General features: G+C 72.2%; 11 protein-coding genes and 1 pseudogene. 7 read left to right on the top strand and 5 right to left on the bottom strand.

Annotated elements, in window-relative coordinates; translation table 11 throughout:
* Nucleotides 1-17 precede the first annotated feature (17 nt).
* Nucleotides 18-1,655, bottom strand: coding sequence for a peptidoglycan-binding protein (locus ACXKR8_RS21550; RefSeq protein WP_458274512.1), 1,638 nt, complete (start codon nucleotides 1,653-1,655; stop codon nucleotides 18-20).
* The gene (locus ACXKR8_RS21545) at nucleotides 1,648-2,187 is read right to left on the bottom strand and encodes a hypothetical protein (RefSeq protein ID WP_458274511.1); all 540 of its coding nucleotides are present in this window, start codon (nucleotides 2,185-2,187) and stop codon (nucleotides 1,648-1,650) included. Before ACXKR8_RS21545 ends, ACXKR8_RS21550 begins: the two co-directional genes overlap by 8 nt.
* A 216-nt stretch (nucleotides 2,188-2,403) precedes the next feature.
* On the opposite strand from ACXKR8_RS21545, the gene ACXKR8_RS21540 reads away from it, so the two are divergent.
* The 5 genes from ACXKR8_RS21540 to ACXKR8_RS21520 all read left to right on the top strand — a co-directional run bounded on the left by ACXKR8_RS21540 (nucleotide 2,404) and on the right by ACXKR8_RS21520 (nucleotide 7,028).
* Nucleotides 2,404-2,814 (top strand): hypothetical protein, encoded by a 411-nt coding sequence (locus tag ACXKR8_RS21540; protein ID WP_458274510.1) that lies wholly within the window; start codon nucleotides 2,404-2,406, stop codon nucleotides 2,812-2,814.
* A gap of 117 nt (nucleotides 2,815-2,931) precedes the next feature.
* A complete protein-coding gene (locus ACXKR8_RS21535; protein WP_458274509.1) occupies nucleotides 2,932-3,894 on the top strand; it encodes a hypothetical protein in 963 nt (320 codons plus the stop codon).
* A gap of 114 nt (nucleotides 3,895-4,008) precedes the next feature.
* Nucleotides 4,009-4,314 (top strand): response regulator transcription factor, encoded by a 306-nt coding sequence (locus ACXKR8_RS21530; protein WP_458274508.1) that lies wholly within the window; start codon nucleotides 4,009-4,011, stop codon nucleotides 4,312-4,314.
* A gap of 179 nt (nucleotides 4,315-4,493) precedes the next feature.
* The gene (locus tag ACXKR8_RS21525) at nucleotides 4,494-6,230 is read left to right on the top strand and encodes an IS1380 family transposase (protein ID WP_462100625.1); all 1,737 of its coding nucleotides are present in this window, start codon (nucleotides 4,494-4,496) and stop codon (nucleotides 6,228-6,230) included.
* 93 nt (nucleotides 6,231-6,323) lie between these two features.
* A complete protein-coding gene (locus tag ACXKR8_RS21520; RefSeq protein WP_458274507.1) occupies nucleotides 6,324-7,028 on the top strand; it encodes a copper homeostasis protein CutC in 705 nt (234 codons plus the stop codon).
* A gap of 74 nt (nucleotides 7,029-7,102) precedes the next feature.
* Here ACXKR8_RS21520 and ACXKR8_RS21515 read toward each other — a convergent pair.
* Nucleotides 7,103-9,305 (bottom strand): annotated as a pseudogene (locus tag ACXKR8_RS21515) (HelD family protein).
* Nucleotides 9,306-9,620: 315 nt separating this feature from the next.
* Between ACXKR8_RS21515 and ACXKR8_RS21510 the strand changes: the two are divergent.
* Nucleotides 9,621-9,818 (top strand): hypothetical protein, encoded by a 198-nt coding sequence (locus tag ACXKR8_RS21510; protein ID WP_458274505.1) that lies wholly within the window; start codon nucleotides 9,621-9,623, stop codon nucleotides 9,816-9,818.
* A gap of 22 nt (nucleotides 9,819-9,840) precedes the next feature.
* Here the strand turns inward: ACXKR8_RS21510 and ACXKR8_RS21505 are convergent, their stop codons facing one another.
* Nucleotides 9,841-11,493: a DNA repair helicase XPB gene (locus ACXKR8_RS21505; protein ID WP_458274504.1), complete on the bottom strand. Its 1,653-nt coding sequence runs from the start codon at nucleotides 11,491-11,493 to the stop codon at nucleotides 9,841-9,843.
* Nucleotides 11,494-11,700: 207 nt separating this feature from the next.
* On the opposite strand from ACXKR8_RS21505, the gene ACXKR8_RS21500 reads away from it, so the two are divergent.
* Entirely contained in the window at nucleotides 11,701-13,359 is a 1,659-nt protein-coding gene (locus tag ACXKR8_RS21500) for an IS1634 family transposase (protein WP_458267569.1), read from the top strand.
* On the opposite strand, the gene ACXKR8_RS21495 is transcribed toward ACXKR8_RS21500, so the two are convergent.
* On the bottom strand, nucleotides 13,356-15,875 hold the full coding sequence (locus ACXKR8_RS21495) for a helicase-associated domain-containing protein (RefSeq protein ID WP_458274503.1): 2,520 nt from the start codon (nucleotides 15,873-15,875) through the stop codon (nucleotides 13,356-13,358). The two genes, ACXKR8_RS21500 and ACXKR8_RS21495, sit on opposite strands and share 4 nt — an antisense overlap.

Below are 15,875 nucleotides of genomic sequence, written 5' to 3'. Positions count from 1 at the left end.
CAGGTCGGTGGTGTCCGTCACGGATTCCCCTTGGGGGCACCGGGGTTGATGCCGGTCACCACATTGTCGTCCTCGGACAGGCTGCCCGCGACGACCGGGGTGACCTCGACATAGCCGTCGCCGGTGGTGCCGGTCTTCACCTCCACCCTGGTCTGCCGGCCGGTGCCGTCGACCTTGGTGACCACGGTCCTGCTGTCGGCCCCCGCCGACACCGCGGTCACCGGGACGACCAGTGCCTTGCCGTTGGTGGAGGCCGCCTCGATGGTGAGCCGGATGTCCGCGCCGGAGAGGACGGCCGGGAGCTTGTGGTCCGGCTTGATCACGATGAGGTAGCCGAGACTGCCGCCGGCCGCCGAGCCCCCGCCCGAGTCGTCGGTCCCGCTCTGACCCGTGGACGAGCCCTGGGTGGTGCCGGCGGCGACGCTGGCCTGGGCCGCGACGCTCTCCACCGTGGCGGTGGCCGTGGTGCCGGTGCCCTCGGAGAGGATCTGCACCTTCTGGCCCGGGTGCACCAGGCCCTTCTGGTAGTCCTGCACATAGCCCTGGGCGACCAGCGCGCCGGAGGACACCGTCATCACCGGTCCGCTGACGGTCGAGCCGACCTTCGCCGACACCGCGTCCACCCGGGCCGGGAAGCTGTCCAGGTAGACCACCTCGCCGGAGGGCAGCATCGGACCCGAGGCGGCCTGGGCGGCGGCCAGTGTGGACCGGGCGGTGGTCCGGTCCTGCTTGGCCCGGCTCAGGGTCTCGTTCAGCATGTGCTGGTCGCTGCTGCCGGCGCCGGCTCCGGCGCTGGTCCCGCCGGTCTTGGCGCCGCCCGTGCCCGCGGTGCCGCCCGCGGCGCCGCCGGTGCTCGCACCCGCGCTGGTGGCCGCGGTACGGGCCTGGTCCACCGCGTACTGGGCGTCCTGCACGGCCCGGTTCGCCGACAGCACGGCGTCCTGGGCGCTCTTCAACGCGGCGCCGTTGTCGTCCACGGCCGGCTTGGGGTCGTAGCCGATCGAGGCGTAGAAGGCCTTGAGCGCCGCCTTGGTCCCGGAGCCGAAGGTGCCCGAGGCGTCCCCTCCGGTGCCGTGGCCGAGACCGCGCAGCGCCTTCTGCAACTGGGCCACGTCCTGGCCGGTGGAGGTCGGCTTGAGGTCCCGGTAGGAGGGCACGCTCCCCGGCAGGACGAACACCGGCCGGCCGGAGACCTCCACCAGCACCTGGCCGGAGTGGATCTGCGCGCCGGCCTTGAGGGACAGCTTGGTGACCACCGCGGGCCCGGCCCCCTCGCCGCCGGAGGCGGTCGGGGTGACCTGCACCGACTGTCCGGCCGCCACGGTGCCGCGGAGCACCACCGTCTCCTGCAGCACCCGCTTCTCCACCCGGGCTATCAGTACGTCCTGCGGCGGCGGCCCGGTCTCCGCGGCGACCTGGGCCGGTGACTTGATCACCGCGGTGGCGGCGACCCCCGCGCCGGAGAGCAGGACCGCGCCGACGGTGATGGCCAGCGCCCACCGCCGCCTCCGGGACAGGCCCGACCCGGTGGCCGAGTCCTCCGGCGACGGCTGCGGCTCCTGCGTCTGCTGTGACTCCTGCGACGGGGGTTGCGGCGGTTCGTTGTCGGGGTCCGGTACGTCCATCACCATCGTCTGCTCCGGGTCCTCAGCCACCGTTGACCGTTGTCCCTCCGCCGCCGGAGGAGGGAGCGCACTTCTTCAGCGCCGCGATGGCCTTCGGGCTGCTCTTCAGTTCGTCGGCGACCGCGCCGCTGGGGTTGATGTTCCCGGCCGCGTCGGGCTCCGGGTAGTCCTTGAACCCGGACGAGCGCATGCAGTCGGTGACCTTCTTGGCCGCCTTCACCTTGGCCGGGTCCGCCTGGACGGCCGGTTCCAGGCTCTTGCAGGCCTTGAAGCCCGCGTCCTCCTGGGCCTGGGTGTTGGCGTTCTTGTCGATCTGCTTGCCGTCCGCGGTGAGCTTGACGCCGTTGCTGCCAAGGCAGTTGAGGTAGGCCGCCGCGGAGGCGCCGCCGGCTCCGGAGGAGGTGGTCGCCCCGGAGGAGGCACTCACCCCCGGTGCGGCCGCGGTTCCGGTGCCGCCGGAGCCCGCTGCGGTCGGAGTGCCGCCACTGCTCGAACAGGCGGTCAGGCCGAGGGCGACCATCAGCATCGGCGCGGCAAGACGTCGGGCGGTGCTCTGCATCATGAGTGGGATTCCTCCGCGGCCGTCCGCCGCTCGCTGTGGTTCGGCCGGGCGCAGGTCTGCGTGATCACCGGGTAACCGCAATCTAGGCTCCTGGGTTGAGAGTTGCTACTGTCCTTCCGGACAGTAGACGCGCAGGAGTCGGCGATGGTTCGCTTCCGACCCGTAAACACCCGGCAATCCGGTCGGGGTTTACGGGAACCAATCGGAAGGACAACCATGTCTCAGCGTTTGACGCTCCGTCGCCTCGCGGCGACCAGTCTCGTCCTCGTCGCCGTCGGCGCGGGCGCGCTGGCCACCGCCGGCTCGGCCTCGGCCGCCACCGGCAAGAACGGCGTGCTGGAGAGCGGCGAGTTCGGCCTGTACTACAACTCGGGCGAGGCCGGCCCGGTGTTCGACCTGTTCGTCGCCGACACCAACTTCCAGGGCGAGGTCTTCCCCTCGAACCACGGGATCGGTGTCAACGACAACACCGCTTCGTACCGCAACGACGACGTCAACGTCTGGTGGGTCTACACGGACGCCAGCGCGGGCGGCTCCGAGGGCAGCCTGCCGGTCGGCTACGTCGGCAACGCCTCGTCCGGCTTCAAGAACAAGATCTCCTCCGCGTACTACTACAAGGCCCGCTGACCCAGGCCTGCCAGGTAGTTCGCACTGACACACAAATGCCGTCGCTCCGCCCGGAATCAGCGGGCGGAGCGACGGCTTCGCAGTATCGTACCCGCCGCTCTCCCCTGGAGTACCGCCATGCGTCGAACCCACGCCGCCCCCGTCCTCGCGCTCCTCGTGGCCGTCGCCCTCAGCGGCTGCTCCAGTTCCTCGCACGGCGGGTCGGGCAGTTCCGGGGAGCCGGCCATCGGCGCCGTCCCCACCCTGCTGAGCACGGCCACGCTGAGCTACCCGCTGGACTCCTACCTTGAGACGAACAGTCAGGTGGACGAGTTCACCCAGGCGCAGAACCTGCTGATCAGCCGGTGCATGAAGACCTTCGGGTTCGACTACACCCCGGAGGGGCTGACCGTCGGGAACCAGCCCGCCGGATCGGCCAACAGCAGAAAGTACGGCCTCACCGACGCGGTCTCCGCCGCCACCTACGGCTACCGCAACCCGGTGACCGCGCCCGCGAAGCCGGTCCAGCCCTCGCTGAGTGCGAACGAGACGCTGGCCCTCAGCGGCCCGGCGGTGGCCATCAGCGCCATGCCGATGAGCCTGGAGGAGGAGCAGGCGGCGGCGGCGAGCGCGAAGGCGAAGGCCGGATCCCCTTCGGTGAACGGCGCGGCCATCCCGGTCGGCGGCTGCTCCCGGGAGTCCTTCCTGCAGCTGTACGCGCCCAAGAAGGGCGCGGTCGACATCGAGTTCGCCACCGGTCTGGCGATGGACTCCTTCACCCGTGCGGAGCAGGACTCCCGGGTGGTGAAGGCGATCGCCGACTGGTCCAGCTGCATGGCGGCCAGCGGCTACCACAGCACCCACCCGGTCAGTCCGCAGCAGGACCTGGGGCTGACCGAGGCCACCTTCTCCAGCCCCAAGGCGATCGACGCCGCCAAGAAGGACGTCGCCTGCAAGCAGAAGGTCAACCTGGTGGGGATCTGGTACACCGTCGAGGTCGCCTACCAGAAGCGCGTGGTCGAACAGAATGCGCAGACCTTGGCACAGGCTAGGACGGAAATGGACGAACGTATCAAGCTTGCCGATTCATTGACAAGGTAATGCCGGGATTCCGTTCAGCTTCACGAACAACTCACACAGGTTTCACGCGATGTCGATTACAGTGGTGAGCGTTGCCTTGCGCATGTACGCCGAGCCGGGGGAAGGCCGCGCCGTATGTCGACTTTGCTCAATTTGCAGATCCCGCAGCAGTCCGATGGATCAGACCACCCAGTGAGCGTGGCGTTAGCCCGCTCCGTAGAGTTGACCAGCAGGGAGATCGAAGTCCTCATGGCCATGAGCGAGGGGGAGTCCTCGCCGGTACTGGCCGGGCTGCTGGGAATCAGTGAGCGGACCGTCAAATTCCATATCTCAAACATTCGGAGGAAGCTCGGTGACCCGACCCGGTCGCAGTTGTCGATCATCGCTTTTCTCATTCAGGCCACACCTGTGCGAATAGCGGCTGTGCAGAACTGCTCGTGAGCTGCGGCGATTCAATCGTCTGAACATGCTTTTCACGGTGGCGTGCTGAACCGCTGAGCCCGAATCCACCGATGAATGACCTGTCCGAGGCCTGGACATAACGACGCGGATGCCCTCTGACCTGGGACGATGGGACTTCCTACAGAACCAAGTCGCCAGAACGAGAGAACATCCGCGAGATGCAATCCTGCCATGCCGCCACAGCGGTTTCCGCCGTCTTCGACGAGCCGAACCTGATCGCCGATGCCGGGCTGCTGTCGCTGGTCCGGCTGGCCGAGCGGGCCGGCCTGCGGCAACTGGCCGCGTCCGCGCTCCGCATCGAGGGCGCCGACAACAGCGGCGGAGCCAACCCGGCCGCCAAAGTGATGTCGCTGATCAGCGCGATGTGCGCGGGCGCGGACAGCATCGACGACGCGGCGCGGCTGCGGCACGGCGCGATGGACCGCGCCTTCACCTCGGTCCGCGCGCCCTCCACCCTGGGCACCTTCCTGCGCTCCTTCACCCACGGCCACAACCGCCAGCTCCACCGCGTTCACCGCGACTTCCTGGCCCGACTGGCCCGCAGCACCCCACTGCTGCCCGGCGCCGACACACTGATGTTCATCGACATCGACCCCACCCACCGCCGCGTGTACGGCCACGCCAAGCAGGGCGCGCAGGTCGGCCGCCTCAAGGGCCAGCGCACCCTGCACCCGATCCTGGCCACCCTGTCCACCCCGATCGCCCGGCCCGTGATCGGCGCGGTCCGCCTGCGCCGCGGCAAGGCCGCCGACGTCCGCGGAGCCGAGAGCTTCGTGAGCGAGGCCCTGGCCATAGCGAAGGAGACCGGCGGCACCGGGATCCGCCTGGTCCGCGCGGACAGCAAGTTCTACACCGCCGACGTGGTCGCCGCCTGCCGCCGGGCCGGCGCCCGATTCTCCCTGACCACCGGCATGAACCCCTCCATCGCGGGCGCGATCTCCCGCATCCCGCAGGAGTCCTGGACGGCGATCCGCTACCCGGACGCCTTCGTCGACCCCGACACCGGCGAGATGGTCTCCGACGCCGAGGTCGCCGAGATCCCCTACACCGCCTTCACCGGCCGAAGGAAGTCCGAGCACGTCACCGCCCGGCTGATCGTGCGCCGGGTCCGCCGATTGAACGCCGAAGTGGCCCAGGGTCAGGGCGAGTTGTTCACCGCCTGGCGTTACCACCCCGTCTTCACCGACAGCTCCTTCGCGGTGCTGCAGGCGGAACTGCACCACCGGCAGCACGCCGTGGTGGAGCAGGTGATCGCGGACGGGAAGTCCGGGCCTCTGGCCCACCTGCCGTCCGGGAACTTCCAGGCCAACGCCGCGTGGCTGACCCTGTGGGCGATGTCGCACAACCTGCTGCGGGCCGCCGGTGCGCTGACCTCGGTCTTCCACGCCAAGGCCACCACAGCGACCCTGCGCGCCCACCTGGTCCACGTCCCGGCCCGGCTCGCGCGCACCGCGCGCACCAAATTGACGGTGCATCTGCCGAGCACTGGCCCTGGCGCGACGCCTTCACCGCCCTGTTCGAGGCCGTCCACTCCCCACCGCCGCGCCCGGCGGCCTGACCGCCACAAGATCCCGCACCGCGACGGCCCGACGGCCACCGGCGACAGCGCCACCAACCGCTCCCGACCCGCACAACCCCTCGGACAGGCCGCGACCCGCGCACGGCGGCTACCGCACACCCTCAACCTGTTGCCCCAGCGGCCGACCGTCCACGGGCAGGAGAGCAACCCCGAAATGATCAGCCGGTGGATTCGGGCTGAGTTCGCACGCCACCGCCACTGCCGGCGCTGCCGCCCGGTCCGGGACGGCGGCCGGACGGCGCGGTGGGTGGGACCCGCCCGTGGGGTTGCCGGGCGGCGGATGGCTCGGCCCCGGGATGCGGAGGCCTGGGGATGACGCCATCGTGGACCTGAGGGTCGCCGAAGTTCACGCGATCAAGGGACGTCCAGGACTCGCCGCGAAGCGGCCGGATATGGCAGGCTAAGCAATATGTCTAGACCAATCTTCGAGGTTATCGCCACGTCCGCCCAGGATGCGGTGGCCGCAGCTGCCGGTGGTGCCGACCGGCTGGAGCTGGCCGTCGACATGGGCGCCGACGGGCTCACCCCGTCCGTGGAGGAGTTCGCCCGGATCCGCGCGGCCGTGCACATCCCGCTGCGGGTGATGCTGCGCGACCGCGACGGCTTCCGGCCGCGCGACCTGGACCAGCTCTCCGCCACCGCCCAGGCGCTGCGCGCCGAGGGCGCGGAGGAGTTCGTGTTCGGCTTCCTCACGCCGGAGGGCACCGTCGACCTGGAGGCGGTCCGTACCGTCCTGGAGGCGATTCCCGGCTGCAGCTGGACCTTCCACCGGGCGCTGGACAACGCCGCGGACCGGGCCTCGGTCCGGGCCGCGATCGACGGCCTGCCCGGCCTGGACACGGTGCTGACGGCCGGCTCGCCGGCGGGGGTGGCGGCCGGGATAGACGTGCTCGCGGCCGAGTCGGCCCGGTCCGGCGAACCGGGCTACCGCCCGCAGATCCTGGTCGGCGGCGGCCTCAAGGCCGACCAGGTGCCCGGGCTGCGCGCGCTGGGCATCGCCGGCTTCCATGTCGGCGGGATGGTCCGCAAGGCCGGCTGGGACGGCCCGGTGGACACCGGTCTGGTCCAGCAGTGGCGTCGGCTGGTCGACACCGATGTGCACGCGGCGGCGTAGTTCTCTGTAGGCAGGGTGCGGGTGGCGGCTCTCCGGAGCCGCCACCCGCACCTCACTTGTCTATGCCCCCGGCGTCATGCCACCAGCGCGGTCGGCAGGTCGCGGGAGTGCAGCACGGTCAGGCCGGAGACCGGGCGGGTCAGGCAGACGTACAGCCGGCGCAGGCCGGTCCTGAGGTCGGGCTCGCCGTCGACGATGGCGGCGGGCTCGTCCAGCACCACGTAGTCGTACTCCAGGCCCTTGGCGAGCGAGGCCGGGACGAGGGTGAGCCGGGACTCGGCGGTGGTCTCGGTGCCCGGCTCCAGGTGCGGCAGGCCCGCCGCGGCCAGCGCGGCGGCCAATAGCGGGATCCGGGCGTCGGCGGCGATCAGGCCGATCGAGCCCTCCTGGCGCAGCGTCTCCCGGCAGGCGGCGACCACGGCGTCGGTCAGCGCGGTCGGGGCCGCCGGGGCGGCGGCGGGCGGGGTCAGCGCCGAGGCGGCGTCCAGGGCGGCGGAGTCGTCCGCGGCGTGCGCCCGGTCGGCGGCGGTCGCCGGGCCGTCGACCTGGATCCGGCGCACGGTCAGCGCGCCCTCGGACTCGCGGACCGACTCGGCCGGGGCCAGGTCCGGGGCGATCCCGGGGAGCAGCCGGGAGGCGTAGCCGATCACCTCGCTGGGCACCCGGAAGGTCTTGGTCAGCGCCTCGATCCTGGAGCCCGGCTTGCCGAGGTGCTCCAGCGCCTCGGCCCAGGTCGCGGTGGCCCACGGGGTGGTGCCCTGGGCGATGTCGCCGAGGACGGTGGCCGATCCTGTGGTGCAGCGGCGGCCGACCGCGCGGTACTGCATCGGCGAGAGGTCCTGGGCCTCGTCCAGCACCACATGGCCGAGCGAGTGGGTCCGTTCCACCAGGTCCCGCGCCTCGTCGATGAGCACCGCGTCGGCGAGCGACCAGGGCGCGGCCCGGAAGCTGCGCGGGGGCTTGGCCCAGAGCACGGCGGTCTGCTCCGCCGGGGTGAGGATGCCCTCGGCGCAGGCGGCCAGGAAGGCCGGCTCGGTGAGCAGCCGGAACACCAGCTTGGCCGGGTCGACCACCGGCCAGATCGCCTTGACCGCGGCCTTCACCGCGGGGTTGCGGGCCACCGCGTCCTGGACCCGGTCGTCCGGGGCCTCGCCGCCGTTCTCCATCTTGACCAGGACGGCGTGCGCGATCCGCTGCGGCAGCGCCGCCAGGGCCGCCCCGTAGCGGATGTCACGGTCCATCAGTTTCCTGCGCCAGCTCCTCCAGTTCGTACGCCGGAACGCGCCAGCGGCGGGAGCCGCGGACCACCACGCAGGGCTCGGTCGGCAGCCGGATGCCGGAGCGGACGGCGCGCTGCAGCACCGCGGCCATCCGGGCGTCGCCCTTGGTCACGGCGGTGCCGGCCGGGTCGGCGCCGGTCACCGCGACCTGGGAGACCAGCTCCTCGACCGTGGCCTGGGCCACGTCCAGCTCGCCCAGGGCGGGCAGCACCTGCTCGATGTAGTGCAGGAAGGAGCGGTTCGGCCCGATCACCAGGGTGCCGGTGCGGGCCAGCCGCTCCCGGTGCGCGTACAGCAGGTAGGCGACGCGGTGCAGGCCGACGGCGGTCTTGCCGGTGCCCGGCGCGCCCTGGACGCAGACCGTGCCGTGGATGTCGGCGCGGACGATCTCGTCCTGCTCCGGCTGGATGGTGGCGACGATGTCGCGCATCGGGCCGACGCGCGGGCGCTCGATCTCGGCGGCGAGCAGGGCGCTGGTGGTGTCCAGCTCGGCCGGGTCGGTCAGGTGCTCGTCCTCGTAGGCGGTCAACTCGCCCGCGGTGTAACCGAAGCGCCGGCGCAGGCCGACGTCCAGCGGGTCCTTGCGGCTGGCCCGGTAGAAGGGCTGGGAGACGGGTGCGCGCCAGTCGATGACCATGGGGTCGCCGTGGTTGTCGTGGACGTGCCGGCGGCCGATGTAGAACTGCTCCTCGGCCCGGTCCCCGGCCCCGTCCAGGCCGGGGGCGTGCAGGTAGTCGAGGCGGCCGAAGAAGAGCGGGGTGTGGGCCAGGTCGGCCAGGGCCTTGATCCGGTCGGACATCTCGCGCTGCAGGATCGCGGCGTTCACCCAGTTCCCGGTGACGTCGGAGAGGTCAAGCGACTCGACGTCCGCGCGCATGGCGCGGAGCGCGGCCCGGGAGGCGGCGAGGTGGGCGCGTTCGCGCTGCAGCGGATCGGTGGAGGCGGCGGCATCGTCGGAGCCGTCGGGGTCGGCGGAGGCGGGGGCGTGCGCGGGCATGGAGGAGCCTTCCCGGCTGCGCGGGCACGGGGGTGCCCGGCGTGCAGCGGTCTCAAAAGTCTGCGATGGAGTTTGAGAGCCGCCCGGTACCGGCCGGGCGGCGCACTCCCCGGCTCCGGGCGGAGGGGAAGGCGGCAGACCGAGCATCCTAGACCTGCGAGCCGGTCGAGCGCGAACGGGTTTCCTCGGGACACGTCTCGGGGGAAACCCTGAGCCGGGATGAGCGCGGGTACCTCCGAGGTAGGACACCCCGGCGGCGGTCGGCTCGGTCTTCGGGGCGACGTTTTCGGCCGCCCGAAAACCTACGGTGGAGCCATGGCTACCGCACAGATCTCCCCGAAGGCCGTGGCCGGCGCGAGCGCCTGCCAGGGCAGCGTCCACGGCAGCACCAAGGCCGACTCCGGTCGGCGCCACCCCGTCCGCACCGCCCTGCGCGGCACCGGCGTCTTCCTCGACACCGCCTGGCGCGTCGTCCTGCTCGGCAGCGACGGCGTCGACGACCCCCGCCGCTGACCGCCTACCGCTGGACCGTCGGTCAGACGTCCTCGCCGGTGAGGATGTCGTCGGCGTCGACGATGCGGTAGGCGTAGCCCTGTTCGGCCAGGAAGCGCTGGCGGTGCGCGGCGAAGTCCTGGTCGATGGTGTCGCGGGCGACCACCGAGTAGAAGTGGGCGGTGTGGCCGTCCGCCTTGGGACGCAGCACCCGGCCCAGTCGCTGGGCCTCCTCCTGGCGCGAGCCGAAGGTGCCTGACACCTGGATGGCGACGGTGGCCTCGGGCAGGTCGATCGAGAAGTTGGCGACCTTGGACACCACCAGCACCGTGATCTCGCCGTTGCGGAAGGCGTCGAACAGCTTCTCGCGCTGCGGGTTGGTGGTCTCGCCCTTGATCACCGGAGCGTCCAGCGCCTCGCCCAACTCGTCCAGCTGGTCGATGTACTGGCCGATGACCAGGGTCGGGATGCCGCGGTGCTTCTCCACCAGGGCCTGGGTGACCCGGCGCTTGCTGGCCGTGGTCGCGCAGTAGCGGTAGCGGTCCTCCGGCTCGGCGGTGGCGTAGGCGAGCCGCTCGGTGTCGGTGAGGGTGACCCGGACCTCGCAGCAGTCGGCCGGGGCGATGTAGCCCTGGGCCTCGATCTCCTTCCACGGCGCGTCGAAGCGCTTGGGCCCGATCAGCGAGAAGACGTCGCCCTCGCGGCCGTCCTCGCGGACCAGGGTCGCGGTCAGCCCGAGCCGGCGGCGGGCCTGCAGGTCGGCGGTGAACTTGAAGACCGGCGCGGGCAGCAGATGGACCTCGTCGTAGACAATCAGGCCCCAGTCGCGGGAGTCGAACAGCTCCAGGTGCGCGTAGACGCCCTTCCGCTTGGTCGTCATCACCTGGTAGGTGGCGATGGTGACCGGGCGGATCTCCTTGCGGGTGCCGCTGTACTCGCCGATTTCCTCCTCGGTCAGCGAGGTGCGCTTCACCAGCTCGTGCTTCCACTGCCGGGCCGAGACCGTGTTGGTCACCAGAATCAGCGTGGTGGCCTTGGCGGTCGCCATCGCGGCCGCGCCGACCAGGGTCTTGCCGGCCCCGCAGGGCAGCACCACGACTCCGGAGCCGCCGTGCCAGAAGCCCTCCACGGCCTGCTGCTGGTAGGGGCGGAGCTGCCAGTCGGCCTGGTCCAGCTCGATCGGGTGCGCCTCGCCGTCCACGTACCCGGCCAGGTCCTCGGCCGGCCAGCCGAGCTTCAGCAGCACCTGCTTGATCTGCCCGCGCTCGGACGGGTGGACGGCGACAGTGTCCGGGTCCAGGCGGGCCCCGACCAGCGGGATCACCTTCTTGGAGCGGAGGATCTCCTCCAGGATCGGACGATCGGTGGTGGTCAGCACCAGCCCGTGCACCGGGTGCTTGCTGAGGGTCAGCCGCCCGTAGCGGGACATGGTGTCGGCGACGTCCACCAGCAGCGCGTGCGGCACCGGGTAGCGGGAGTACTTCACCAGCGCGTCGACCACCTGCTCCGCGTCGTGCCCGGCGGCGCGGGCGTTCCACAGGCCCAGCGGGGTCACCCGGTAGGTGTGCACATGCTCGGGGGCGCGCTCCAGCTCCGCGAACGGCGCGATGGCGCGGCGGCACTCGCCGGCCTGCGGGTGGCCGGTCTCCAGGAGCAGGGTCTTGTCGGACTGGACGATGAGCGGGCCGTCGTTCACGAGCGGAGCCTCCGGAGGGTCGAGCACAGGGCAGACCCTCCAGTGTGCCAGCCCGGAGTCCGAAGCCGTCACGGCAATCGGCCTGAGGCTAGTCCTGTCTTTCGCACATGACTCTTTGTGGCGATTCGCAGCCTTGGGCGGTGTCGTCATCGAGCTGTGGGCGTTGATGGTGGCGTGCCTGTCTCCGTCGGTCGCGATCGTTCCCGTGTGCAGCGTCCCCGAGCCGAGCTTCTGATCACTGCGGTGGTCGAGAAGCGGCTCGGGGCGCTGCCGGCCTGTGCGCACTTCCTGCGCCGGCTGGACGTCGCCGGCATCATCGACGGACTGTGCCCGGTGCGCGACGTCGCTCACCTCACCCACGGACAGGTCATCGAGGCGCTGATCGCCAACCGCCTGTCCTCGCCCACACCGCTGTTCAAGGTGGCTCGCTGGGCCGAGCAGTGGGCGGTGGAGGACGTCTTCGGCATCCACGCCGACTTCCTCAACGACGACCGCATCGCCCGCGCGCTGGACGCCGTCGCCCCGCATCTGGACGAACTCATCGGATCCATCGGGGCCAAGGCGATCACCGAGTTCGGCATCGACGCCTCGCGCTGCCACTGGGACATGACCAGCGTCTCCCTCTACGGCGCCTACGAGAACCCCGACAGTGACTACCCCGTGGTCAGGTTCGGGCACCCCAAGGACCGGCGCACCGACCTGAAGCAGATCCAGGCCGGAATGGCGGTCACCGGCGACGGCGGCATCCCCGTCACCCACCGCGCCTTCAGCGGCGGAGCCGCCGAGGTCTCCCAGGTCACCGGCGCGATGACCGCCCTGCGGCAGATCGCCGAGCGCCCGGACCTGCTGCTGGTGGGCGACAGCAAGCTGCTGACCTACGACAACGTGTCCGCGATGACGGCCGAAGGCGTCCACTTCCTGGCCCCGGCCGCCGCCGCCAGCGTCGACAGCGCCGTCTACGCCGCCCTGGACCTGGAATCGGCCGCAACCGTGGACTACACCGCCGAACGCGACGCCGACAAGCCGGCCGACCAACGCGCGGCCTACCGGGTCCTGGAGGACGAGTTCACCTGGAAACCCCGGCGCAAGAAGGACCCCGCGCTGACGATGCGCCGGATCCTGGTCCACTCCAGCGCCAACGCGACCGGCCAGCTCAAGGCCCGGACCAAGAAGCTGGCCCGGGCCCGCGAGGACCTGGAGAAGGTCCAGCGCAACCTGGGCACCCGCCACTACCCCGACGCCAAGAAGGTCGCCGACACGGTCGCGGTGATCGCCACCAAACACCGGGTCACCGCCTACCTGCACACCGACGTCGGCACCGGCCCGGACGGGAAACCCACCCTGGCCTGGTCCTTCGACCAGGCTGCCATCGACGCCGAAGCGGCCGTCGACGGCTGGTACGCGCTGTTGACCAACCTGCCCGCCGACCAGGCCACCGCCGCCCAGGTCCTACTGCACTACAAGGGCCAGGGCACCGTCGAACGCCGCTACAGCCACGTCAAGGGCCCCTTCGCGATCGCGCCGATGTTCCTGCAGAACAACCGCCGCATCGCCGCCCTGATCACCGTGATCTGCCTAGCCCTGCTCGTCTTCTGCCTGATCGAGCGCCAGGTCCGCCAGGCCCTGGGCGACCAGCGCACTATGCACGGCCTCCAGCCCGGCAGCAACCAGGCCCTGCGACCCACCGGCGAACTGATCCTGACCGCGCTGTCCGACCTGCGCATGCGCAGCGGCACCGCCACCAACCCACCGGTCGTCCTAGTCAGCGAAGGCATCCAGGCCCGACTCCTCGACATACTCGAAGTCGACCCAACCCACCCCCGCTGGCTCGACACACGTTTCCCCATGTGCGAAGGACACGGCTAGTCGGCCAGCTCGGCGACGCCGGTGATGCGGTGCAGGCTGAAGGTTCTGACCTCCTCGCGGAGGTGGTCGTAGGCGGTGACGAAGCCGCCGCCGACCTGTTTGGGCTCGACCACCCGTTGGCTGGCCGCGCCGTCGGCGTTGACGTAGCCGATCCAGACCGGTTCGCCGCTCATGGTGGCGGCCTGGAGCGCGGCCAGGGTGTCGGCGGCGCTGGTCCTGGGCAGCGCGCGGGCGGTCCTGGACGGGGCGGCGGACGGGTCCGCGGCCGGGTCGCGGTGGGCCACCGTGGCCGCCCGGTCGCCGGCCCTGACCGCCTTCACCGCTGCGGCCAGCAGGCCGTCGCCGACCGGGGGCGGGCCGTCCGAGACCGGGACCGGGGCGCTGCGCGGCGGGGTGCGCAGCGCGTCCGGGCGGGAGATCAGCACATCGCCGTCCGGGGACTCCGCCGCGGGCGCGTAGCCCATCGCCCGGAGCAGGGTCAGCAGGGTGCTGGGGTCGGCCTGCGCCGCCAGTACGGTCGGCGCCAGCCGCCGCAGCCGCAGCTGGGCCGCCCGGCGGTCCGCCAGCAGCTCGCCGAGCAGCGCGTCGTCGTCGCAGCGCAGGTACGCGGACGCGCCGCCGACCCGGAGCACCCCGTGCCGCCGGGCCACGTCGTCGATCAGATAGCTGAGGGGCTGCGGCACCGGGGTGCGCGAGTGCCGGGCCAGGAACGAGTGCAGCTCGTCGGCGCTGCGCCCGGCGTCCAGGGCCCGGCGGACCGAGTCCGGGGTGAAGCGGTAGACGGTGGCGCCGCCCTTGGACTCGATGTCGGCGGCGACGGCCAGGGTCTGCGCCAGCGGGGTGTGCAGCGGGCCCGGCGCGATGGCGGTCAGGTCGGGCTGCAGGATGACATGGTCCAGCGGCTCGGGCAGCAGCGGTTCCAGCAGCGGCAGCGGGTCCGTGCCGTCCAGCAGCCGCCCGGTGTGCCGGGCCAGGGCGCCCCGGCCGGTGAGGCCGAGCAGCTCGGCCTCGGTCAGGGTCCAGCCGACCAGCCGGTCCCGGATCGAGCCGCCGCGCAGCGGGCTGCGCCAGCGCAGGTGCGCCAGCAGGCTGTCCTTGTCGGCGGCGCCGCCGGCGGGCAGCCCGGCGATCAGCGCCAGCACGCTGTGCCGCAGGTCGGGGGCGGACGGGCGGTCCAGGTCGTTGCCGAGGGCGGCGAGCACCTTGTCCTTGGCGTCCCTGCTGCCGACCAGCGCGGCGACCCGGCTGTTCGCCAGCCAGCCGCGGACCAGCAGCAGCCAGCGGTCGCCGACCGGCTGCCGCAGCCACTCGTCGAACAGCGGGGTGGGCGCCCAGCGCTCCGTGGTCTCCCCGTCGCTGGCGAGCAGCCCGGCGCCGTAGGCGAGTTCCAGCCAGAACGCGGTCTCCGGTTCCGGCAGGTCCAGCGCGGTGGCGGTGCGGCGCAGCTCGCGGACGCCGAGGCCGCCGGTGCGCAGCACGATCGGGGCCTCGGTGCTCCACAGGTCGAGGGCCTCCTCGACGGTGCGGACCGCGGTGAACGCCTGGGCGGCGGCGGTGCGGTCCACCTGCTCCGGCTCGTGGACGGCGGCCGCGGTGACGGCCGGCGGCCGGGGCTCGACCTGCTGGTGCGCCCGCCCCCCGCGCAGGTACAGCGCCACCTCGCGCGGCAGCACCACGTTCTCCCGGCCCGCGGGCAGCAGGATGCCGCGCGCCTGGAGCCACTCGACCGGGGTACGGGCCTCGGCGGCGCGGACCGCGCGCGGCGGCGACGCCCCGTACGGCGGGCCCCACATCAGCCGCCGCAGCACGTCCCTGACCCCGGGCGGGGACTCGGCCAGCAGGGCGGTGGCGCGGGGCCGGTCCTCGAACAGCGCGGCCAGCGCGGCGACGGCGCTGACCGGGTCGTGGGTGGTCGGCAGCCCGGCGTCGGCCAGCATCTCCTGGAGCCGTCCCGGGGAGAGCTTGGCGATCGCCGCGGCCTCGGGGTAGGTCGGGCCGAGGCCGGTCGGCCCCGGCGCGCCGTTGACCGGCTGCAGCACGTCGCGGGCGGTGCGGACCAGCCGCAGCTGGTCGTCGCCGCCCCACACCAGCGCCTGGGTGCGCAGCGCGGCCAGCGCGCCGGGGAGGGCCTTGACCACCGCCCTGGCGTCCACGTCCTCGTGCGGGACGGTGCCGGTGAGCAGGTCGCGCAGGGTGTCGTAGCGGCAGATGTCCGGGGCGACGGCGAGGGCCTCGGCGGTCTGCAGGGTGAACTGGTCCAGCCGCTCCAGCGCGCGGACCACCGAGGCGCGGGTGGACAGCCGGGTGGACAGCTGGGTCAGGTCGCTGGGAACCGGGTGCAGCAGGTCCGGGCGGGCCCGGAGCAGCGCGGCCAGGCCGTCGTCGGACCGCGCCCGCAGCTCCTCGGCGAGGGTGCGCGGTGCGGGGGGCGGCTGCCGCCGCGCAGCGGAGGTCCGCGCGGCTGTGGTCCGCGGTGCGCGGGGCGCGGGCGTGGCGCTGCTCGGACTGCTGCTCAT

Source organism: Streptacidiphilus sp. PAMC 29251 (assembly GCF_054208735.2).
This window is presented reverse-complemented; position numbering and strand designations above follow the sequence as displayed.